General features: G+C 59.7%; 12 protein-coding genes. 4 read left to right on the top strand and 8 right to left on the bottom strand.

Features of this window, described 5'->3' with window-relative positions; all coding sequences use genetic code 11:
• Positions 1-287 precede the first annotated feature (287 nt).
• On the top strand, positions 288-6,260 hold the full coding sequence (locus AO388_RS02690; protein ID WP_058416016.1) for an NEL domain-containing protein: 5,973 nt from the start codon (positions 288-290) through the stop codon (positions 6,258-6,260).
• Positions 6,261-6,319: 59 nt separating this feature from the next.
• Here AO388_RS02690 and AO388_RS02685 read toward each other — a convergent pair whose 3' ends face one another.
• Positions 6,320-7,066, bottom strand: coding sequence for a tellurite resistance TerB family protein (locus AO388_RS02685; protein WP_054080746.1), 747 nt, complete (start codon positions 7,064-7,066; stop codon positions 6,320-6,322).
• A gap of 299 nt (positions 7,067-7,365) precedes the next feature.
• Between AO388_RS02685 and AO388_RS02680 the strand changes: the two genes are divergently transcribed.
• A complete protein-coding gene (locus AO388_RS02680; RefSeq protein ID WP_058416033.1) occupies positions 7,366-9,453 on the top strand; it encodes a response regulator in 2,088 nt (695 codons plus the stop codon).
• Positions 9,454-9,514: 61 nt separating this feature from the next.
• Here AO388_RS02680 and AO388_RS02675 read toward each other — a convergent pair whose 3' ends face one another.
• The 3 genes from AO388_RS02675 to AO388_RS02665 all read right to left on the bottom strand — a co-directional run bounded on the left by AO388_RS02675 (position 9,515) and on the right by AO388_RS02665 (position 13,054).
• A complete protein-coding gene (locus AO388_RS02675; RefSeq protein WP_003391177.1) occupies positions 9,515-10,621 on the bottom strand; it encodes an NADH:flavin oxidoreductase/NADH oxidase in 1,107 nt (368 codons plus the stop codon).
• 112 nt (positions 10,622-10,733) lie between these two features.
• Positions 10,734-12,449, bottom strand: coding sequence for a single-stranded-DNA-specific exonuclease RecJ (gene recJ, locus AO388_RS02670; RefSeq protein ID WP_054080828.1), 1,716 nt, complete (start codon positions 12,447-12,449; stop codon positions 10,734-10,736).
• Positions 12,450-12,511: 62 nt separating this feature from the next.
• Positions 12,512-13,054 carry a YaeQ family protein gene (locus AO388_RS02665; RefSeq protein WP_003314240.1) on the bottom strand — a complete coding sequence of 181 codons (543 nt, stop codon included), beginning with the start codon at positions 13,052-13,054 and terminating at the stop codon, positions 12,512-12,514.
• Positions 13,055-13,379: 325 nt separating this feature from the next.
• Here AO388_RS02665 and AO388_RS02660 point away from each other — a divergent pair, with 325 nt between their 5' ends.
• Positions 13,380-14,219 (top strand): TIGR02285 family protein, encoded by an 840-nt coding sequence (locus AO388_RS02660; protein WP_003364958.1) that lies wholly within the window; start codon positions 13,380-13,382, stop codon positions 14,217-14,219.
• A gap of 171 nt (positions 14,220-14,390) precedes the next feature.
• Here AO388_RS02660 and AO388_RS02655 read toward each other — a convergent pair whose 3' ends face one another.
• The gene (locus tag AO388_RS02655; protein WP_003433423.1) at positions 14,391-14,687 is read right to left on the bottom strand and encodes a DUF3509 domain-containing protein; all 297 of its coding nucleotides are present in this window, start codon (positions 14,685-14,687) and stop codon (positions 14,391-14,393) included.
• A gap of 289 nt (positions 14,688-14,976) precedes the next feature.
• Here AO388_RS02655 and AO388_RS02650 point away from each other — a divergent pair, with 289 nt between their 5' ends.
• A complete protein-coding gene (locus tag AO388_RS02650; protein WP_003364962.1) occupies positions 14,977-15,639 on the top strand; it encodes a response regulator transcription factor in 663 nt (220 codons plus the stop codon).
• Here the strand turns inward: AO388_RS02650 and AO388_RS02645 are convergent.
• The 3 genes from AO388_RS02645 to thrC form a co-directional block, all read right to left on the bottom strand.
• Positions 15,612-16,892 (bottom strand): EAL domain-containing response regulator, encoded by a 1,281-nt coding sequence (locus tag AO388_RS02645; protein ID WP_072365658.1) that lies wholly within the window; start codon positions 16,890-16,892, stop codon positions 15,612-15,614. The two genes, AO388_RS02650 and AO388_RS02645, sit on opposite strands and share 28 nt — an antisense overlap.
• A gap of 113 nt (positions 16,893-17,005) precedes the next feature.
• A complete protein-coding gene (locus tag AO388_RS02640; RefSeq protein WP_072365655.1) occupies positions 17,006-20,635 on the bottom strand; it encodes an ATP-binding protein in 3,630 nt (1,209 codons plus the stop codon).
• A gap of 120 nt (positions 20,636-20,755) precedes the next feature.
• The gene (thrC, locus tag AO388_RS02635; RefSeq protein ID WP_003433427.1) at positions 20,756-22,165 is read right to left on the bottom strand and encodes a threonine synthase; all 1,410 of its coding nucleotides are present in this window, start codon (positions 22,163-22,165) and stop codon (positions 20,756-20,758) included.
• Between the last annotated feature and the right edge of the window lie 27 nt (positions 22,166-22,192).

The following is a 22,192-nucleotide window of genomic DNA, read 5'->3' as shown; positions in this document are numbered from 1 at the left end:
CTCAAGAGTTCAACGACGGCGTCGGGCCGTGTTCAAGAAGTGGACCGACGGACGGTCCAAACGGCGTGAGTATAGCCCAGCCGTCAAACGTTACATGGGTAATACAGAACGAAGTCACGGCCGCTATCGATCGCCGCTCCTTCACCCATCCAATGTCTTGTCGGCCATCGCCACCACTACTTGAGCGATGGTCTTCAGAAACAGCGAAAGCACATAGATAGTTAGCACTTGTACGGCAAGTCACGACCGTAAGCTTTGTCGTTGTTCATTCACGACAAGGCACTTAAATGCTGGATCTATCTCTGTCGGGCAAGGCTTCTGCACTCCCGCATCTGCAACTGATAAAAGACAAGGCCCCGGAGTGGCTGCTTCAGGCTGAGCCGGCAACCCATGCGGCCTTGCGCAAGGCCTCGCGGCGCCCCGTGCAATGGCTGAAAGGCGCACGCAAGTCCAGCCCTGATCAGGTCGCCGAACTGCAGCGCCTGTATGCCGAGCATCGCGAGAACGAGCAACAGGTTCGTTCGACGCTGGATCGCCTGTCGACGCTGGAGGACTTCGCAAGACCCTTGCTGACAGCCGCCATCAAGGACCGCTTCGGGCTGGAGGTGGACGTCACCGACACCTGGCTGTTCCACGCCAGTCGGGCGCGAGTCGATCAATCGTTCAATACGGCATCCAGAGACCCTCTAACGCAGGCAAACATTGCACTGAGGGCCGCGACCCAGAGCCTGCTCAAGGTTGCGCTACAGAATTTCGAAGCCTGGGAAACCGCACCAGGCGCAATGGACGCCAGCACCGGTATCAAGGCCCAGGTGTTTTCTTCCTTTGAAATCCTCGGCCCACAGATCACCGGCAAGTCCCTGCCTATTTCCCCGGCCGGCTTTGCGGCGCTGTGCCGTGAGCTGGACCTGGGCGGCCAATATCAGGCGCATATCCAGACCGCCTTCAGCACGCCTTCGACCCCTGACGAAACGGAAGACGCTGCGGCATCGAGGCTGCGCCAGACCTTCATGCAGCTGGAAGCATCGTCGATCCGGCTGCAGTTGCAGATTGCATCCCTGCAACAACAGATCAGCCCGGACTTGCAAGGCGCATTACTGGAGCTTCTCGATGGCAAGCAACAAGTCCGCCTCGATAACCGGCCAGTCAACTGCAGCGTTGTGTGCCTGGGCGATATCGAACTGAGCGGTCTTCTGGTTATTGGCAAGGACCGGGATATTGCCACTCAGGCAGAGCGGATTGTGGTGTATATCCCGGATGATCCCGTTGCGCCGTTGAAGGAATACGACTCGGTCGAAGTCTTCATAAATGAATTACGCGACCGGATGTTCATCAACGACTACCTGAACTTCTTCATGCGCTTCATACCGGCGCGCCATCGAAGTGCCTTGTTTGAAAAGTTGTCCGAGCGCCTATACCCCAAAGTCAAGAAAGGCGGCATTTTCGAGCGCCAGTGGCTGGAGCGTGAGGCGGACCGAAACGCCCGACTCCACCTGAGAGAAACCGTGCTGCAAGGTCCACTGCTGGACAACCTGCACGAGCGCAAACGCGCGGCCTTGCGCGACGACGCACTGTTTCATGGTGTGCCTACAGCAGTACAGGATCAGAAAACCTTCGATGAGCGCGTGCAGTACTTCATGGACACCGCCTTCAATGTCCTGAATATCGCAGGCTTCGTCGTTCCGGTATTGGGCGAAGTGATGATGGCCGTCACCGCCATTCAGCTGGTTCACGAAGTGTATGAGGGCGTGGAAAGCTGGGCCAAGGACGAGAAACAGCAGGCGTTCGCCTACCTGTTCGATGTAGTCGAGAACGTTGCCCTGATATCGGCTCTTGGCGCTGCGTCGACGGGCGCCGCAGGTATCCCGGCGGTACAGGCGCCCGAGTTCGTAAACAGCCTCAAGCCCGTGGATTTGCCGGGCGGCACGACCCGCCTGTGGAAGCCTGACCTGACGCCCTTTGCCCATGACATCGTACTGCCCAAGGGTCTGCAGCCCGACGCTACCGGGCTGTACACCTGGCAAGGCAAGCAGTGGTTGCCACTTGAAGGACGTACCTATTCAGTCAGCCCTGCCACGAGCGGCGACGGTTACCTGATCGAGCACCCGACCCGCGCGGACAGCTATCGGCCCGCCTTGCGGCACAACGGCGCAGGCGCATGGCTGCATGAGCTCGATCAGCCGCTGGAGATGGAAGGCCTGAACCTGTTTCGACGGTTGGGCTATTCCAGTGAAACGTTTTCGGACAGCACCGCCAGGCGCATCGTCAAAGTCAGCAACACGCCTGAATCCGTGATGCGCGAGGCACTGACCGATCAGCGTCGTCCTCCGGCATTGCTTGAGGACACGGCGCGCCGGTTCAGGCTGGACCAGGAGATCGAGCGTTTCATCGAACAGCTGGAAGCCAACGATACGAACGCCGCGGCGCCCCTTCAACTTGAACTGTTGAGCCAGGACCGTGGCTGGCCGAGCAATCGCGCCTTGGTACTGGTGGATGCCGAGGGCCGCACGCTGCAGACATTCGCTCCGGCCTATCAGCCGGTCGTGTCTGACACCCTCAACATCACTGTTCATGCCGACCAGCCGGATGCCCTGCGCCAGGTGCTGGAAAAGCTGAGCAACAACGAAATCCGCACCCTGCTCGACGAAGAGTTCGGTGCAGGCCAGCTTGGCATGTCACCGCGACTGATCACGTTACGGGCGCAATTGGCGGCACGCGCCCGTGCCACGCGGGGCTGGCTGTTCGAGTCTCATTACCGCGCATTGAACACCACCGAGGCGCAAGGTGCGCAAACCCTGCAGAAGGCATTTCCCGGTCTGCCGCCTTTGGTAACCGAGGAACTGGCCAGCCATGCCTCGCCTGCCGAAAGACTGCAACTCGTGACAGAACGACGTGTACCGTTGACCATTGCCGAAGAGGCCAGCGCCTATTTACAACAGGTAAGGCTGGCGCGGGCCTATGAAGGGCTTTATCTGACCTCGGTCTACAGTGCCGACACTGACTGCCTTGCATTGCACAGCCTTGAAGCCCTGCCGCAATGGCCGCCCCAGGTCAGACTTGAGGTCCATGACCGGTATTTCGGTGGCCGCTTGATCGACAGCATCGGCCCCGAGGATGCCCCCGTACGCAAAGTACTGATCAAGGACGGCAATCGTTACCAGGCCCGTGACGCTGAGGACCAGCACCTGCACGGGCTGGACGATCTGTACTCGTCCGTGCTGCACGCCCTGCCCGATGCCCAACGCAAGCAATTGGGCTTTGCCCGGACCAGCGAGGGCCAGACGCTGGCAGCGCTGATTCAGGACAATCCCCTGCCCCGCCAGCACCTGGCACCATTGCTGAAAATGCAGGCGATCAAGCCAGGCTCGAAATCCCCCATGCGCCTGGCTGACGGTCGCCTTGGCTACCCTCTGAGCGGTAGCGGCAGAGTCGACTGGCACATGACCGACGAGAGTCTGCTGGACAAGATCCGCACACTTGAGCTGGAGGATGCGTTTCCCGAAGACATCCTCGACCGTCTGCGCCACGCCGGCTGGGACAACAGAACCATCGATACGCGACTCAACGACCTGCTGGGCGAGCAAATGCTGTTGCGCGCAAGTCTCGACGCCTGGACCTATGAATCCGTGGCAATGCCCCCCATGAGTCAGGCTCATATCGACAGTCGCACGCGCATCCACGAAGCGATCTGGAGCCACTGGCGCCTCAACAACCTCCCCGAGATAGGACGGACGCTTGAGCCGCTGCGCCTGCACCATGTCTCGCTGAGTGATTTTCCGCAACATCTGCCGGACTTCGTCTTCAACCGCGTTACCGCACTGCACCTGGAAAACATATCGGTCGAGTCCGGAGCGCGACTCGATGCAGCGGATATAACGCCAGCAGGCATGAACCTGCCCCGACAGTCGACCAACAGCGTCGAACTTGGCGCCTTCCTGCAGCGCTTCCCGCATACCCGCGCACTGAACCTGATCAGTGAGCCCGCCTCCCGTCTGGCCCCCGAGCCCTCGATCTTTCTCAACCTGCCTCAGCAAGTGTCCCGTGTGCTGCCCCAACTGACCGAACTGGGGCTGATCAACCAGGGCATTTTTCTGGACCAGGCGCAAATGGACCCCTTGCGCAGCATGCCTGGCCTGAGGATGCTGAACCTCAGTGGCAATCGCCTGATCAGCGTGCTGCCCATGGACCTGAGCTGGCTGCACCTCGACCGGTTGGTGCTGGAGCGGGTCAGCATGCACCGCTGGCCGTCCTGGCTGACCGACATAATCCCGAACAACATTCGCGAACTGTCGGTGGCGCACAATAACCTGACGGAACTGCCCGGGTGGATCCTCGACAATCCTCCCAGCCCTGAGCATCGGACAGTGATTGACTTGCGCGGCAACATCCTGTCCCGACACACTGCGATGCATGCACGTATCAATGAAGCGGTAGCCGGCAGTTCCTTCAGTTTTGTCATGGACACTCCGGTTGCCGTGCAGGCCGCTGTAAACAGGCAATTGAACGAAGGTGCAGAATTATTTGCCGCCGTTGATCGGTGGACGCATGCCTCCAGCTCGATGGCCTTACCGAGCGAGCAGACCCTCGAATCACGCCGTCGGATCGGCAGGCTTCTGACCGATCACTGGCGAACCTTCAGCCTGGGGCAAATCCACAGTCCACTGCGCCTCGCAGACATTGCGTTGGCCGACTTTCCCCGACACCTGCCGGATTTCTTTTATCGCCAGGTACGCTATCTGCATCTGAGCAGAATCATTGGCACAGCCGCTGATCTGGATCAACTGTTGCGCCGCATGACGGATCTGATCTCGCTGGAAATAAGCGGGCATGTCGCCCCCCTGCTGCAACTGCCACCGGCGCTGCTCGAGCTTCGATCTCTTCGTACACTATCGCTGATGGATCAGGGGATGCTGGTAGAGCAACAGCACATCGATTTCTTCGGCCGGATCGCGACGCTTGAAAGGCTGGAGCTGGATGGCAACAGAATCGGTGCCATCAGCGACCTGGCCAGCCTCAGTGGCACAGCACTTAACTGGCTGTCACTGAACAACATCGGATTGGTCGAATGGCCAACCTGGGTGGAGAGCATGGTCCCAGCCCAGATCAGGACACTGTTGCTGGAAGGCAATCTGATCAGCGAACTGCCAGAACACATACTCGCCAATCCCGGCAGCGAGTTTTCGCACACGGAAATAAGCCTGCTGAGCAATCCGCTTTCCGAAGACACCATGCGCCGGGCACATCTGTCAGAACGTTATGGACGCTCTTTCACCTTCGACATGGATCTGCCGCCCGAGCTCAGCGCGATGGACTGGACGGAACACCATGACTCGGACGCATCGATCTCTGATTATCTGTCATCAGATGACAGTCGGGCATCGACTCCGGAGCCCGTTACCGTCGAGCCCTGGCTGGACGACAGCAACCCGTTGAGCGCCGGGCGGCGTGAGATGTGGGAGCAACTGGAGGCCAGCGAGCACACCCGCAACCTGCTCGACCTGATCGACTCGCTGCGTCGCAGCGCCGATTATCGCAACATCACCAGCCGCACAGCACTGCGCGAGCGCGTCTGGCGGGTACTGACCGCAGTGAGTCAGGAGCCTCAACTTGGAGAGACCCTCAACGCCATCGCCGAAGAACCGCTCAGGCTGTTTCGTGACAACGACACTTGCCCGGACGGCATTCTTCTGGAATTCAACCAGATGGAGGTGCTGGTGTTCGTCCGGCAGTCGTTGCAGGACGTCGTAGCGGAGCAGCGCGGCGCCCTGTTGTATCGGCTGACCGTCCGGCTGTATCGCCTCTCCGAGCTGGATGCCGCAGCCCGCGAACAGTCCGGGGGCCGTGATGAAGCCGAGGTGCGTCTGGCGTATCGCACGCACTGGGCCAGCGCGCTGGACTTGCCAGTACCACCGGAAGGCATGCTTTTCCAGGCTCACGCAGCCATCAGACCCGGTGAGTTCGACACTGCAATGCTTCGCGTGCAAAACGGAGAACGCGGCGAGCCCTTCCTGCGCTTCGCTCAGCAGCAGGATTACTGGATCAGCTACCTGCGTGAAACCCACACTGGACGCTTCGAAGCACTCGAACGTACCTACAGGACTGAACTGAACCAGCTCACCGACGAGTTCGAACAACGCAATATCAGTCTCGAAGACCCGGAGTATGAAGAACGGATTGTAGAGTTCGAAGCCACATTCAAGGAGCAGCAGACAGCGCTGATCAGGGAACTGACCAACGCCGAAGGAATGGAACACCCCTGATCGGGGCAGTTGCCTGGCACACAAGGCGTGCCAGGCAACTCACTGGCCGGAGAGCCGGTTTACTCAGCGTTCCGCACCTGGCCTTCAAGCTCGGTCTTGAGGCCGGGTTCCAGCTTTAACTCACGCGCCAACTCATCGAGGTAGGCGCGTTCCATGAAGTGCTCTTCATCCACCAGCATCACACTGGCGATGTACATTTCCGCCGCCATTTCCGGCGTGGTCGCGGCCCGGGCCACCTCTGCCGGGTCCAGCGGCTTGTTAAGCTCGGCGTGAAGCCATTGCTGAAGCGTCTGATCGTTGTTCAGTTTGGTGAACTCACCTTCGATCAGTTCGCGCTCACGCTCATCGACATGGCCATCGGCCTTTGCGGCGGCGACCAATGCGCGCAGGATTGCCTGGCTGTGCTGCTCGGCTTCAGCCTCGGGCAGCCGGTCGATGGTTTGCGGTTCACGTTGAGCGGCAAGCCCCTGGCTGGACTGCCAGTTGTTGTATGCCTTGTAAGCCAGTACTCCTAGCGCCGCCAGGCCTCCGTAGGTCAACACCTTGCCGCCCATCCCGCGGGTACGCTTGCCGCGCAGAAGACTCATGGCACCTGCGGCCAGGGCGCCACCACCGGCGCCGGACAGCAGACCACCCAGTCCATTCTGGGAACCGCCCTGTCCTTTGCCACCGCCAAGCAGGCTGCCGAGGCCATTGATCAGTGAGTCGCTGCCCGACGATTGCTTGCCGGATTTGCCTTTGTTCTTGTCCTGCAACATGCTTTGTCCGGACTTGAGCAATTGATCGAGTAAACCACGCGTATTCACAGGAAGCCTCCTACAAGGTTTGTCAGATGAGTCATTGACCAACAAGTTGAAGAGAAGTCACTGTCTGGCTATTACCGGTGTGCTTCCGGATGTTACGGGTTTGAGCAGATACCCGTTCGTCAATCTGCCCCGCCTATTGGCGAACTGCGTGCAACCCGCACCTGTGGCGAAGAGTCAATAAAGTACAGGCTGCAGGTAAAAGCAGGTATGCAGCCCCTTTCCTGAACTGAGCAAACACACATCCCTATTCATATGAATACCCTTGCCTCTTCATGCAGATTTTCAGGAGCTTGTCCGAAGTGATATCGCCCACTGGTTTCCCGACCGCCAACGGCAAGGCCGCCGGGATTATCCGATCCAGGGACTGGAGTCAGACTTCACTCGGACCGATCGAGCATTGGCCGGTATCGCTGAAAAACACCCTGAATCTGATCCTCAATTCTCCGGAGTCCATGTACCTGCTCTGGGGACCGGATCTGGTGTTTTTCCACAATGACGCCTATACCCCGATCCTCGGCCCGCGCAAGGACGACGCTATCGGCGCACTCATTCCGGATCTGTGGGCAGACGTCTGGGACCAGGTCGCGCCGCTGGTGATCGACGCCCTCGCCGGCAAGCCCTGCCACTACCAGGACTTGCCGCTGTCCATGGCACGCTACGGCGAGGTCGAGCAGACATGGTGGTCATTCTCGTTTTCACCGGTCATCGACGAGCATGGCGTGGTAGTCGGCATGTTCTGCATTACCAACGAAACCACTGCGCATGTTCTCAATCAGCAAGCGCTGCAGGAAAGCGAGCGCAAACGCCTGAAACTGATTGATGATCTGGTCAGTCTGGAACGACAGCAGACCGCCAGACTTGAACAACGGACGCTGGAGCTGGACACGTTTTGGCAAATATCTCCTGACCCGCTGGCGATACTCGATTTCAACGGTATCTTTCTGCGGGTAAACCCGGCCTGGACAGCGCTGCTGGGCCACCCGGAACAAGAGCTGCTGGGCACCTCCATCATGACCCTGCTGCATCCGGATGATGTCAGCAACACCCAGAATGCTCTGAAACACACTGTCAACCATGTACTGCCGCTGTTTGAAAATCGTTATCAGCATGTCGACGGCAGCTACCACTGGTTCGGCTGGACTGCGGCACCCGGCAACGGAATCATTTTTGCGCTGGGCAAGCACCTGACCCACGAAAAGGACCGCATCAAAGCATTGCGTATTGCCGAAGAGGCCTTGATTCAATCGCAGAAAATGGAAGCGGTCGGGCAACTGACCGGCGGGCTGGCTCATGACTTCAACAACCTGCTGATGGGCGTCACCGGCAACATGGAGCTGCTGCTGTCGAGGATCAGACAGGAACGCTTCACGGAACTGGACCGCTACATCAACGCAGCGCTGGAAGGCTCGAGACGCGCGGCATCCCTGACACATCGGCTGCTGGCATTCTCGCGCCGTCAGACGCTGGCCCCCAAGGCCACGGATATCGATCTTCTGGTCGCGGGCATGGACGAGCTGATTCGGCGCACCGTAGGTCCGGCCATCGATATGCAGGTCAACGCCTCACGCGGGCTATGGGCGACCCTGGTTGATCCGCATCAACTGGAAAATTCGCTGCTCAACCTGTGCATCAACGCCAAGGACGCCATGCCCGATGGCGGAAAACTGCTGATCCAGACGGGCAATCGCCACCTGACGGCAATCACGGCGACCAAGTATCAACTGCCCACAGGCCGTTATGTGGAACTGTCCGTCAGCGACACCGGCACCGGCATGAGCAACGACGTCATGGCGCGGGCCTTCGACCCGTTCTTCACCACCAAACCGATAGGCATGGGCACCGGGCTGGGGCTGTCGATGATTTACGGTTTTGCACGGCAGTCCGGTGGCGGCGTTTACATTACGTCAAAGGTTGGCGAGGGTTCGAAAGTCTGCATTCTGCTGCCGATGCACGAAGGCGAAGCTGAAACGGTGGTCTTCGATGACAGCCCGTTGCAAGTCCCCGCTTCCAGCACGAGTGACGAAACCATTCTGGTCGTCGATGACGAGCCCGCCGTGCGCTTGCTCATTGCCGAGTTGCTTGAAGACCTTGGCTATATCGTCTTGCAGGCTGAACGGGGTGCCGATGCCCTGACCATTCTGCAGTCCAAAGCGGCGATCGACCTGCTGATCACCGACGTCGGTCTGCCGGGAGGCATGAATGGTCGTCAGGTCGCAGACGCGGCGCGGGATGTCCGGCCCGACCTGAAAATCCTGTTCGTGACTGGTTATGCTGAAAACGCCGCGTTGGCGCATGACACGCTTGAGCCGGGCATGCATGTGCTGCCCAAGCCGTTCGCGATTGCCGAACTGATCGGCCGCGTCACCGAACTGCTGGAAGGCGAGTAAAAAAATTGAGCGCCGTGCGGCGCTCATTTATCGGGTATTGCCAGCAGAGACCAATTGGCGATCAGTCGCGCAGGTCAGACTCATGAATGGGCTGATCACGATGCGTGGCGCGTTGATACTGCGCAGGCCAGGTTGCCAGGCGGCCACCCAGGTCTTCATCGGCGCGCAGTGGCCAGTACGGATCACGCAGGAGCTCACGCGCCAGCAGGATGATATCGGCCTGCCCGGTGCGCAGAATATGTTCTGCCTGAGCCGGATCGGTAATCATGCCCACCGTGCCCGTCGCGATGTCGGACTCCTTGCGAACCCGCTCGGCAAAGCGCGTCTGGTAGCCTGGACCAACCGGAATTTCCGCATTGGCTGACGTACCGCCCGATGAGACATCGATCAGGTCCGTCCCGATTGCTTTCAAGCGACGCGCCAGCTCGACGGTTTCATCGGCGTTCCAGCCGTCTTCCACCCAGTCGGTGGCGGACACGCGAACGAACACTGGCAGCTCTGCAGGCCATACCGCACGCACGGCTTCGGTCACTTGCAGTGTGAAGCGAATGCGGTTCTCGAATGAACCACCGTACTCGTCGGTGCGCTGGTTGCTCAGAGGCGACAGGAACTGATGCAGCAAATAGCCATGGGCGGCGTGGATTTCCACTACCTTGAAGCCTGCCTCCAAGGCACGCCGCGCAGAATCGACAAACGCCTTGATCAACTCCTGAATCTGCGTTTCGCTCAATTGCACAGGGGTCGTGTGCTGCGGATCGAATGCAATCGCTGAAGGCCCGACTGGCGTCCAGCCGCCTTCATTGAGAGAAATACTGCCATGCTTGCCAAGCCACGGGCGCCAGGTGCTGGCCTTGCGGCCGGCGTGCGCCAGCTGGACGCCTGCAACTGCGCCCTGAGCGTTGATAAAGCGCGTGATGCGTTGCAGCGGTTCGATCTGTTCGTCGTTCCACAGCCCAAGGTCTTCGGGAGTGATGCGGCCGTCCGGCGTCACCGCCATCGCTTCGGTGATGACCAGTCCGGCACCGCCGACGGCACGGCTTCCAAGGTGAACCAGATGCCAGTCATTGGCCAGGCCGTCGACACTGGAATACTGGCACATCGGCGACACTGCGATGCGATTGCGAAGGGTCAATTGGCGCAGGGTATAGGGTTCAAGCAGCAGGCTCATGGCAACCTCTCGTAATGAAAATTCAGGTGTCCAGGTTCCGTTCATTCAAAGAACAGGTTTGGCAAACCGTGTAGTGTCGACAACCCGGTGGAGAGAGGGGTTCCTGCTATCGTCAACGCGGTGCGATATGCACCACCATCAGCTGCACGGTTTCGTTGCCGCGAAACTCGTTGAGGTCGAGTTTGTAGGCCAGCTCGACCCAGCGGATATTCGGATTGGGCCAGACATCCCGGTCGACGCCGAACGCAATGCCATCGAGCTTGACGCTGCCGCACTCGGTCTTGAGCACCATCTTCAAGTGACGCTCGCCCACCACCCGTTGCTCGACCAGCTGAAACACGCCGTGGAACAGGGGCTCGGGGAAGTGCTGCCCCCAGGGACCGGCATTGCGCAGCGCGCGGGCCAGTTCCAGGTGGAATTCCTCAACGGCCAGCGAGCCGTCGGACAGCAGACGTCCGGTCAGGTCCTGCTCATCGAGTTGACGACGCACCTCCAGATCGAACGCTTCGGCAAACGCCGGGAAGTTCTCTTCAGGCAGCGAAAGACCTGCCGCCATCGCGTGGCCGCCAAACTTGCTGATCAGATGCGGATGGCTGGCCGCCACAGCGTCCAGCGCATCGCGAATGTGAAATCCCGGCACCGAGCGGGCCGAACCTTTGAGCACACCCTCCCCGGCGCTGGCGAACGCGATGGTAGGTCGGTGGTAACGCTCCTTGAGACGCGAAGCGAGGATGCCGATGACCCCTTGATGCCATTCGGCATCGAACAGGCAGAGGCCGAACGGCATCGACTCTACCGGCAGGTCCTTGAGCTGGGCGAGCGCTTCACGCTGCATGCCCTGCTCGATGGATTTGCGATCCTGGTTCAACTCGTCCAGTTGCACGGCCATTTCCCGCGCCAGTGTCGGGTCGTCACAGAGCAGGCATTCGATGCCCAGGCTCATGTCATCCAGGCGCCCTGCCGCGTTCAGGCGTGGCCCGAGGATGAACCCCAGGTCGGTGGAGGTGATGCGCGAAGGTTCACGCCGGGCCACTTCCAGAATGGCGCGCAGCCCGGGTCGGGCACGCCCGGCACGGATACGCATCAGCCCCTGATGAACCAGAATACGGTTGTTGGCATCCAGCGGCACCACATCGGCCACGCTGCCCAGCGCAACCAGGTCCAGCAGCTCGCCCAGATTGGGCTGGGCACGCTGATTGCTCTCGAACCAGCCGGTCTCGCGCAGACGCGCACGCAAGGCCATCAGTACATAGAAAATGACCCCGACACCGGCCAGCGACTTGCTGGGAAAGGTACAGCCTGGCTGGTTCGGGTTGACGATGGCGTCTGCGGCAGGAAGCTCATGACCAGGCAGATGGTGATCGGTCACCAGTACCTGCAAGCCGGCCGCCTTGGCCGCCGCCACGCCCTCGACGCTCGAAATACCGTTATCCACGGTGATCAACAGCTGAGGTTCGCGCTGCAACGCCACTTCGACGATTTCCGGCGTCAGGCCGTAGCCATATTCAAACCGGTTGGGCACCAGATAATCCACATACGCCGCGCCCAGCAGACGCAGGCCCAGAACACCCACGGTGCTGGCGGTCGCGCCATCGGCGTCGAAATCGCCGACGATCAGCATACGCTGGCCCTCGCGTAGCGCAGTCACCAGCAGGTCTACCGCAGCATCGATCCCCTTGAGTTGCTGATAAGGAATCAGCCGCGCCAGGCTTTTGTCCAGTTCGGCCTCGCAGGCCACACCTCGTGCTGCGTACAGTCGAGTGAGCAAGGGCGGCAGGTCGCCGAGGAACGGCAAGGTGTCGGGCAATAGACGAGGTTCGATGCGCATGCGGGTCAGCTGATTCTCTTTGCAGTGTCGATGAATGTGTTTTCGATCGGAACCGGCGGCTGTCAGCCGCGCTCGCCCGCAAGCCATTGCAACTGGACTTCATGCTGGCCGCGGTCGTCAGTGACGAACACCGTCCCTTCACTGATCATCACATCCCACTTGATGACCCGCGGCATGTCCTTGGCCAGCACTTCCAGCACTTCCTGCGGGACGGCGGCGATATTGACGTTTTTCAGGTTCTTGATCGCCGGGATGACCTTGCCTTCCCAGACGCGCAGGCTGCCATAGGCCAGCAGGCTGGTGCGTTCGGTACGGCGCGAGCACCAGGTCAGTCGGTCGGCGTCCGGCTGGCCGACTTCGATCCAGTGCAGAACGCGGTCATCGAGGCTTTTTTCCCACAGCGCGGGTTCGTCCACATCAGACAGGCCGCGACCGAACGACAACTGTTCGTTGTACCAGAAGGCATAGGCCAGCAGACGCACGGTCATGCGCTCTTCGGTTTCCGAAGGATGACGGGCAATGGTCTGCTTGACGCTCTCGTACACGCCGCGATCAAGGTCGGTGAGGTTGAGTTCGAATTTGTAGGTCGTGGACGGCTGGGCCATGAACGGGCTTCTAGAGTCTGGAGGGAAGACAGCAAGTCTACCCGATGCCGGGCCTGTGAACGAACTTGCTCGCGCAAGGATGTGCTTGCCCCCCATTTGCAGGACGAACAAAAATCGATAATTTGAAACAAATTTCTGATACATATCTGTGCTAAAGACGATCTGCAGCGAGCACCCGAACTCCCAACCGGGGCACCTGAATGTGACGCCACTGGCGCAGCACCATTCAAAGAGCTGCCAACCCTACCTCAGACTGTTGAACCCTTTTCGAGGATGACACCCGCGAATGCCCCTTCCTGCCTCGTGCTGTACAACGGCTCGATTGATGCTCGCCCTGTCGCTGGCTGCCATGTCGTGCGTCAGCCAGGCCAGGGAGACGCTGACCTGGCTGATGCGCGACATCCCCCCTTCCACGATTTTTTCCGGTGCCATGCGCGGCCAAGGTGCAATTGATCAGTTGATGCCCTTGCTGACAGCACGAATGCCCGAGTACAACCACGTGCTGATGCGGGTCAACCGCGCCAGGGCTCTGCAAATGCTGAGCGACGACACGTCTCTCAGTTGTGATCCCACCATGCTGTGGACGGCAGAAAGAGCCAGAACCCTGCTTTTTTCCATACCGATCGGCGCCATCCTCAGCAGCGGCCTGATTGTGCGCAAGGAGGAGATGTCGAAGTTCGAGCCCTACGTGGAGGACGGAAAGCTAGACTTCGCGGCCTTGATGGCCAGCCGGACGATCAAATTGGGCATCGTTGCCGAACGCAGCTATGGAGAAATGATCGACCACACGCTGCACGACGTCGATGAAGATATCCTCGTGCCGCACTACGGTAACGATGCGGTCGGCAGCCTGCTGCAAATGGAGCGTCTGGGGCGTCTGCAAGCCTTTATCAGCTTCTGGCCGGAAGCGCGCTATCAGGCCATGCAACAAGGCATAAGGCCGGAGGAACTGGCCTTCTTGCCGATCAAGGACAATCCTGCATACCAGTTCGTCTATGTCAGTTGCAGCAACTCGCCCAAGGGCAAGCAGGCCATTGAACTGATCAACCGCGAGATGCGCGTGCTGCGTGAAACCAGCCTGATGGGCTTTTATGCGCAGTGGCTGGAGCCCGCGCAACGGGCCAGCTACCTGGAAGACGTCAAGGCACTGCTGGACAAGGAATGACCGGACAAAAGAAACCCCGGGCAGAGGGGGACCTGCTCGGGGTAAACGTGACCTTATCGGTCATGACGTCAGCCGTTGATCACCGGAGCACAATGATCAAAACTGACGTAATGCATAGGAGTGCAGCGAACCCTTCAGGTTCCAGTTCCTTTAACGCCGGTTAAGCAACTGTTAAGCAAAAGATGGGGTGCCGACAAACGTACGGCTGATTGCAGCATTGCGCATGGCGGCAATGACGCAGGGTTCGATTCGCCCCTCGGCAACCATAAGATCGCGGCGCAGACCGTCTACCACGTCGGTGAGCTGACGTTTGTCGCTCAGTTGATCAGCGCTGAATGCGCGCTCGATCACACAGGTGCCCGCTTTATCTTTCAGAGTCACCAGACGTTCGCCCCGAGAACCGGCCGGGCCAATACTGGCCTGATAGGGAGCCAGCGCTTCGCTTAGCAGTAAGCTGATATTTTCCATCCGGATCACCACTCAACAGTTTGAATGCAAAGGTGCTAACCAATGACCATCGGCGACAGCAGAAAGTTCTTTCTATCGCCAGATCGCAGCACCTGTCTGTCATTTCGAGCATGCCTGCTGAATGTGACAAGGAAAAAACCGGACGCCGATGCCAGCCGAAAGTGAGCTTGTAGGAAGAATCCAACACAATTCCGCTACGCGTCCTACAAGGTGCCTATGCTCTTGATCACTGCGTTAAACAATTCCATCGCGTGCAATACCCGTATAGCCCTTTTGACGGAGCCATCCCTTGAGCGATTCCGCTGATCGCCGGTTGCGGGTCATCGTGGCTGATGACCACCCGATTTTTCTCATCGGCCTGCGCGTTGTACTGGAGCAGGACAATCTGGCCAGCGTCGTCGCCGAGGCCTGCAATCCGGACGAACTGCTCCAGGTACTCGAACGCCACGCCTGCGATGTGCTGGTGACTGACTTCATGATGCCCGTCGAACGGCAGAACGACGGCCTGCGTCTGCTGCAACGTATTCGCCGGGATTTCCCGGCGCTGCCAGTGATCGTTGTCACCACCCTGAGCAATGCCGGACTGTTTCAGTCCATGCTGGACCTGGGTGTCCGGGGTTTGTTGAGCAAGGCCAGCCTTGCCGGAGAACTGCCTGCTGCCATCAAGGGGGTCAGGCGCGGTGGGCTTTTTGTCGCCGATTCGGTACGCAGGGTACTCAGAGAAGCACGCCAGCATGGGCCCGACGCGCTGCTGCAGGCAGATCGCTTGTCGCCAAGGGAGCTGGAAGTGTTACGCCTGCTCTCGGCTGGCCACACGGTGGGGCAGATCGCGGCGCAACTCAATCGCAGCAAACAGACCGTCAGCGCCCAGAAAGTCGCCGCCATGCGCAAGCTCGGACTGGCCAATGACGCTGCTCTGTTCATTTATTTGCAGGAAAGCGGTCTGTCCTGAGGCGGGTTGTCTCTGGAAACAGCTTGCAGATGGCCGCTGTCACGCTCCGCCACCCAGCGCATGAAGGCCGAGGCCGGCATCGGGCGGGCAATGAAATACCCCTGAATGGCGGGATCGCCCAGCGCCAGCAGACTGTCAACGTCTTCAATCGTCTCGACACCTTCAACCACCACCGACATCGACAGCCGCTGCGCCATGAACAAAGCACCGGCCACGACCGCCGATTTACGCGCGTCGTCGGCCATGCCGCGCACGAACTCGGTTGGTATTTTCAGCTCGCTGAAAGGTAATTGCAGAAGGCGGTCGATGTTCGAAGCGCCCATGCCAAAGTCATCGATAGACAACTTGCAACCCTGCATGCATAACCTCAGCAGGCCTTCGAGCTGCCAGGTTTCCGGGCGCGCGGCGTCCTGCTCGAGGATTTCCAGGGTCAGCGCGGTGGCCGGTACGCCATGCCGGGCAAGCGCTTGCATGATCTGCTCGGCGAAATCCAGCTGCTGCAGCACTTGCGGGTCAATGTTGACGGCAACCGACAGCGGCTCACCCCGCTCGCGCATGACCTGCGCAGAGAACTGCAGGGCCTGATCCAGGACCCGCCAGGTCAATGCAACGGTCAGCCCTTCAGCCTCGATGACGTCGATGAATCGCCCGGGTGCCAGCAGCCCATACACGGGGTGCTGCCAGCGAACCAGCGCTTCGGCACCCAGCAACTCGCCCTGCAGACTGACCTTGGGTTGAAAATAGGTGATCCATTGTTCGGCAATGGACGCCACGTCTATCGGTCCGCTGCGCGTCGGGTCAAACAATTCGATGGCGGAAAGAGCTCTAAACGCGCTGCCCGTCGGGGCCTGCTCTACACAGTCTGTCCGACCGGGCCCATACGCCTCAAGCAACTCGTACAACGCCCCGGCGGACGCAGGTTTCTGCACATACCCCAGAACGTTCAGGCCTTGGGCGAGCGCCAGTTGCGCGGCCCCTTCCAGCACGCAGGCGGCGGAACAGCTGACGATGATCAGCGCACGCGCCAAACCGTTCTCAGCCATGAAGCGGATCAATTCCAGGCCGTCAGGCCCTTCCATCTGCAAGTCGCAGATCGCGATGTCGACCGGACCACGGCTTTGCAGGGAAAGCCTGGCGACTTCCACGCTATCGGCCGTCAGCACATCGAACACCTGATTGGCGTTGAGCATCTGATGCAGAGCCATCAGCTGGAAGGGATGATCCTCGAGAATCAGAACCTTGAGTGAGTGCACGATCACGCCTGCGGAGTCAGAGCCAGCGGCCCGGGATAACACTTACTGTAGCGGGTCCCGGACACCCGCCCCATAGGACATGTCCTAAACCCGCCACACGTTGTTCGCAAGATTCAACCGCCTGGCACCGCAGTCTCCGGCACGACCACCAGTTGCACTTCGATATCAGCGCGCAGACGGGTCATGGCTACCTCCAGTGCCTGCCAGCGTTCCGCCAGACTGGCCGTGCTCTGCAGCCGGACACTGTCGTCCAGCGCGGCACACGCCTTGGCAAGCGGCACTGCGTCAACCAGGCTCGCCGCCCCCTTGAGGCGATGCAGACAGGCGCTCAGCATCTTCCAGTCATTGGCCGACACCGCAGGCTCCAGCAAAGCGTATTCGTGCCTCAGATTCTTCCATAACTCGCCCAGCAACCGTTGCATCTGTTGCGGATTAGCCTGAGTCATGGTTTGCAGCGTGCCGATGTCGAACGTCGGCTCACGCACCCGATCCGCCAGCTCCTGGGCCAGACGCGCCAGTGACAGCGGCTTGATCAGCAGGCCGTCCATGCCTGCCTGCTCGCAACGTGCCGCCTCGTCACTCATCGCGTTGGCGGTACAGCCTATGACCGGGCAGCGCTGACGTTGCTCTTTCTCTTCGATCTGGCGAATGGCCTGGGTCAATGCGTAGCCGCTGATACCCGGCATGTTGCAGTCGGTGATAACCGCATCAAACGCCCCTTCACACCAGCTCGACAACGCCGCCCTGCCGTCCTCGACCGCCGTTACCTGATGGCCAAGAAACTCCAGCTGCCGGGTCAATACCAGACGATTGGCCGACATGTCATCGACCACCAGCAGATGAAGGCTACGCGTGTCGACGGGCGCATCCGCAACATCGTCCGCGGGCAAAACCGGCTCGCTCACCCTGGTCAGCGGCAGGTCGATGGTGACCAGCGTCCCTTTGCCCGGCTCGCTGTGCAGGCTGATGTCGCCCTTCATCAGTTCAACCAGTTGCCGGGTGATACTCAACCCCAGCCCGCTGCCCCCGTAGTGTGCGGCCGTGTCGTCATTTGCCTGGGTGAAAGGCTGAAATACCTGCTGCTGACGCTGCGGATCGATCCCTTCGCCACTGTCCTGAATGCCAATGCGCAGACGCGTGGACTCAGGCGAGTCACTGGTCACATCAAGCGTCACGACCACCGCACCTTGCCGAGTGAACTTCAACGCGTTGCCCAGCACATTGTGCAGCACCTGACGCAACCTCAAGGGATCCAGCCAGTAGTCGCCCCGCGCCTGCCCGGAGAACTCCAGGCGCAGTTCCACCCCCTTTTCCCGAGCCTGCGCGGAAAAAAGCTCGATCACCCCGTCGAAAAGCCCTTCCAGGGAAGTGACAGCCAGTGACAACTGCATGCCGCCCGCTTCGATTCTGGCCAGATCAAGGCTTTCGCCAATCAGCGCTACCAGCTCCGTAGCTGAGCGGTGGGCCACTTGCAGGCCTTGCGAGGGAATCCTGCCCAGGCGCAAGGCCTGTTCGCATTCCAGTTCCAGCAAACCAATGATTGCCCCCATCGGCGTGCGAATTTCATGGCTCATGCTGGCCAGGAAAGCGCTTTTTGCCTCGTTGGCCTGAGCGGCCAGATGCATGGCCTCCTGAAGCTGCTGCTCCAGTTGCTTGCGCTCGGTGATATCGATCCAGCCGCCAAGCAGCCCCTGCAACTGTCCATCGGCGGCGAAGAACGGGACCGTCCATTGCCAGACGTCCATGCGTTTGCCAGGCAGTTCGATGGTGCGATCGGAAAAGACCGGCTGATGATTTTCCAGCAGATTGAGGTAATCGGTGTGCATCTGCTCGGCCAGCGCGCGCGGGATCAGATTGACGTCCGTGAGGCGTCGGCCATTCATCTGTTCGAAACTGATGCCCAGACTCTGCTCGTAGCTACGGTTGCAGGAAATCAGACGCCCTTTGAGATCGCGTACATAAATCGGATTGGGGATACCGTCGAGCAGAGCGTGTTTGAAGGCCAGTTGATCATTGAGCTGTCGTTGCGCCCTTTGGCGCTGGCGAATCTGCACCTTGAGGCGACTGCTCCAAATCAGCGACACCAGACCGGTCAGCAACGCCAGGGACACTACCCAGAATACCCATTGCGGTATGCGCGCCCAGAGCGACGGCTGAGGCAGCGCCGATCCCAGCCACTTCAGACGGACTGAACGCAATTCGGCTACCGGGAACTCTTCCAGCGCTTTGTTCAGAATCCCCAGCAGTTCGGGTTGGGTCTTGATCACTGAAAATCTGTCGGGCGACCACTGGCCTTCGACACTTCTGGCAACCTTCAATTGTCCGGACGGAAACAGGTAGGCCCCCACTTCATTCTGAATGGTCGCATCGGCAGCACCACTTTCCACCAGCGCACGGGCCTGATCGTAGGTGTCCACCAGTCGCAGCTGGATCGAGGGGTGCTCGCGCCTGATGAGGTCCTCGAGCGCATGCCTGGCCGGAAGGGCCAGTACTTTCCCGGCCAGACTGTCGAGCGATATGCGCGACGAGCGGTCGGAGCGCACCACGAACATCCAGCTATTGCCGCCGAACGAATAAGTGAAGTCCAGAAACCGGCGACGCTCGGCATTTTCCGCGAGCGTGGTATTCATGTCGGCCTGACCGGCGCGCAGCATGTCGATGGACTGCTGCGTGGAAGGCGATTCCTGATGGACGAACTGCAATCCGGTCATGCGCGAGATACGTGACAGCACATCTGCGTTCAATCCCACCCAGTGGCCGTTACTGTCTTTGTAGATATACGGTGGGTGCTGCGCGGTCGCAATGGTTACACTCGGATGCTTGAGCAGCCAGCGTCGCTCAGCACTGGTAAGGCGAATGCGTTGCCCCTCCACGTCAGCGCCCAGACCCATGGTCCAGCGGCCGAGCACTTCACGACTGGTCGAAGGTGCAATGCTGTCCAGGGCCCGATTGATGAAGGTCAACAGGCGCTGCTCGTCGTCACGCACCGCAAAGGAGAACCCCACCGGGGGCAAACGACTTTCGAATTTGATCTGCAAATCGAGGTAGGGCCGCAGGGCGGTATAGGTACGGACGATGACTTCGTTGCCGATGAACACGTCCACTTCACCCTGACTTAGCGCTTCCAGAGCACTGTAGAGGTTAGGCGCGATAATGATCTGGCTGTCAGGGTAAACGCGATGCACCACGTCCGAATCGGCATAGCCGTCAAGCAGTACGACCTTCTTGCCGGCCAGGCTCGACAACGGGCTCAAATCGTTGCCGCGGCCAACGACCACCGATCGATCAGGCATGTATTCGGTCGAGAAGGACAGTCCTTTCACACCGCGCTCGAAACCGTTGGCACTGGTCAGCAGGTCTATGTTGCCGTCGCGCAGCGCATCGATAGCCTCGTAACGCTTGGCAAACCCGGTGACCTGCACCGGGAGGTTCAACTGGTCGCTGACCAGCCCCAGGTAGTCGGCACTGATGCCCTGATAACGGTTGCGGTCACTGGTGATATCGATCGGCTCGTAGTCTGCGATCGCAATGCCGACCCGAAGAACCTTGCGCTGGTCGAGCCAGGCCCGGTCCTGATCTTCGAGGATCAGATCCGCCGAAGCCACAAAAGGGGCTGTCAGTGAAAACGGCAAGCTTTGCGCCGCATTGGCTGCCCCGGCAAAAACCAGCGCCAGCAACACCCATACCCTGCGCCATGCGCGGCATCTCGATGTGTTGCCTGCCTCCCTGACTACGCCTTGCATACTTGCCTGCTTCACTACGAATGACTCAACTCAGTGGTTCGAAAAACCAGCGAAGTTTGGCACGTAGAAACAGAAAGGCCCGCCAAGTGGCGGGCCTAAAGTTGTTACACGACGCTTCTGTCAGAGCGGTTTACCGCGATTGCCGTGCTGGCTGACAAACGCCTGTATGGCTTTCAGGTCATTTGGCAGAACAGTGCAGCGCTCGTCACGCTCGAACAAATCAGACAAATGTGCAGGTAGCTCAAGCGCTTTTCCTACACCGGCCTTCTCCACCGCTTCCGGAAACTTGACCGGATGCGCGGTGCCCAGAATCACCATCGGCGTGTCCAGACTGCGGCGGCATTCGCGCGCGGCCTTTACCCCGATAGCGGTATGCGGGTCGAGCAGCTCGCCGGTGCTGGCAAACACTTCGGCAATGGTCGTGCAGGTATCCTCATCACTGACTGCCAGCGAATCGAACAGTTTACGGGTCTCGGTCCAGCGCTCTTCTTCGACGCTGAAACCGCCACCCTGGCGGAACGTGCTCATCAGCCCGGCAATGGCAGCGCCGTTGCGACCGTGCATGTCGAACAGCAGGCGCTCGAAGTTGGACGACACCATGATGTCCATGGAGGGCGACAGCGTGGCGTGCAGGGTTTCCTTGACGTACTGATTGCCGCTCATGAAGCGGTGCAGGATGTCGTTGCGATTGGTGGCGACGATCAACTGGTTGATCGGCAGCCCCATGTTGCGCGCCAGATAACCGGCAAAGATATCGCCGAAGTTACCGGTCGGTACCGAGAACGATACCGAACGCGCAGGTCCGCCCAACTGCAGCGAGGCGTGGAAGTAGTAAACGATCTGAGCCATGATCCGCGCCCAGTTGATCGAGTTGACCGCGACCAGCGGTGTGCCCTTCAGGAAGCTCTGGTCAGCAAAGCTGGCCTTGACCATTTCCTGGCAGTCGTCGAAGTTGCCTTCGACCGCGATGTTATGGATGTTGTCGCCGAAGATCGTGGTCATCTGCCGACGCTGTACATCGGATACACGATTGTTCGGGTGGAGGATGAAGATGTCGACGTTGTCGCAGCGACGGCAGCCTTCGATGGCCGCAGAACCGGTGTCGCCCGAGGTCGCGCCGATGATCACGACACGCTGGCCACGCTTGGCCAGTACATAGTCCAACAGGCGGCCAAGCAGTTGCAGTGCGAAGTCCTTGAAGGCCAGCGTCGGGCCATGGAACAGCTCAAGCACCCACTCGTTGCCATGCAGCTGGCGCAGCGGCGCAACAGCGCTGTGGGCAAACACGCCGTAGGTCTCTTCGAGAATCTTTTTAAAGTCGGCATCCGGGATGCTGCCAGCCACGAAGGGGCGCATCACCCTGAAGGCGAGTTCGTGATAAGGCAGACCTGCCCAGGAAGCGATCTCTTCCTGCGTGAAGCGTGGCAGGTTTTCCGGCACATAGAGGCCACCATCGCTGGCCAGACCAGTCAACAGCACGTCTTCGAAATTCAGGGCCGGCGCCTGGCCGCGAGTACTGATATAGCGCATGGGATCAAACCTTTGGTCTGGGCTGAA

Origin of the sequence: Pseudomonas sp. ICMP 10191 (genome assembly GCF_001467335.1) — a bacterium.
Taxonomy (GTDB): Bacteria; Pseudomonadota; Gammaproteobacteria; order Pseudomonadales; family Pseudomonadaceae; genus Aquipseudomonas; species Aquipseudomonas cerasi.
This window is presented reverse-complemented; position numbering and strand designations above follow the sequence as displayed.

Excerpts from the sequence above, each read along its gene's own strand:
- AO388_RS02690 (WP_058416016.1), top strand. The coding sequence starts at position 288 with ATGCTGGATCTATCTCTGTCGGGCAAGGCTTCTGCACTCCCGCATCTG.
- AO388_RS02675 (WP_003391177.1), bottom strand. The coding sequence starts at position 10,621 with ATGAGCCTGCTGCTTGAACCCTATACCCTGCGCCAATTGACCCTTCGC.
- recJ (WP_054080828.1), bottom strand. The coding sequence starts at position 12,449 with ATGCGCATCGAACCTCGTCTATTGCCCGACACCTTGCCGTTCCTCGGC.
- AO388_RS02665 (WP_003314240.1), bottom strand. The coding sequence starts at position 13,054 with ATGGCCCAGCCGTCCACGACCTACAAATTCGAACTCAACCTCACCGAC.
- AO388_RS02660 (WP_003364958.1), top strand. The coding sequence starts at position 13,380 with ATGCTCGCCCTGTCGCTGGCTGCCATGTCGTGCGTCAGCCAGGCCAGG.
- AO388_RS02655 (WP_003433423.1), bottom strand. The coding sequence starts at position 14,687 with ATGGAAAATATCAGCTTACTGCTAAGCGAAGCGCTGGCTCCCTATCAG.
- AO388_RS02640 (WP_072365655.1), bottom strand. The coding sequence starts at position 20,635 with ATGCAAGGCGTAGTCAGGGAGGCAGGCAACACATCGAGATGCCGCGCA.
- thrC (WP_003433427.1), bottom strand. The coding sequence starts at position 22,165 with ATGCGCTATATCAGTACTCGCGGCCAGGCGCCGGCCCTGAATTTCGAA.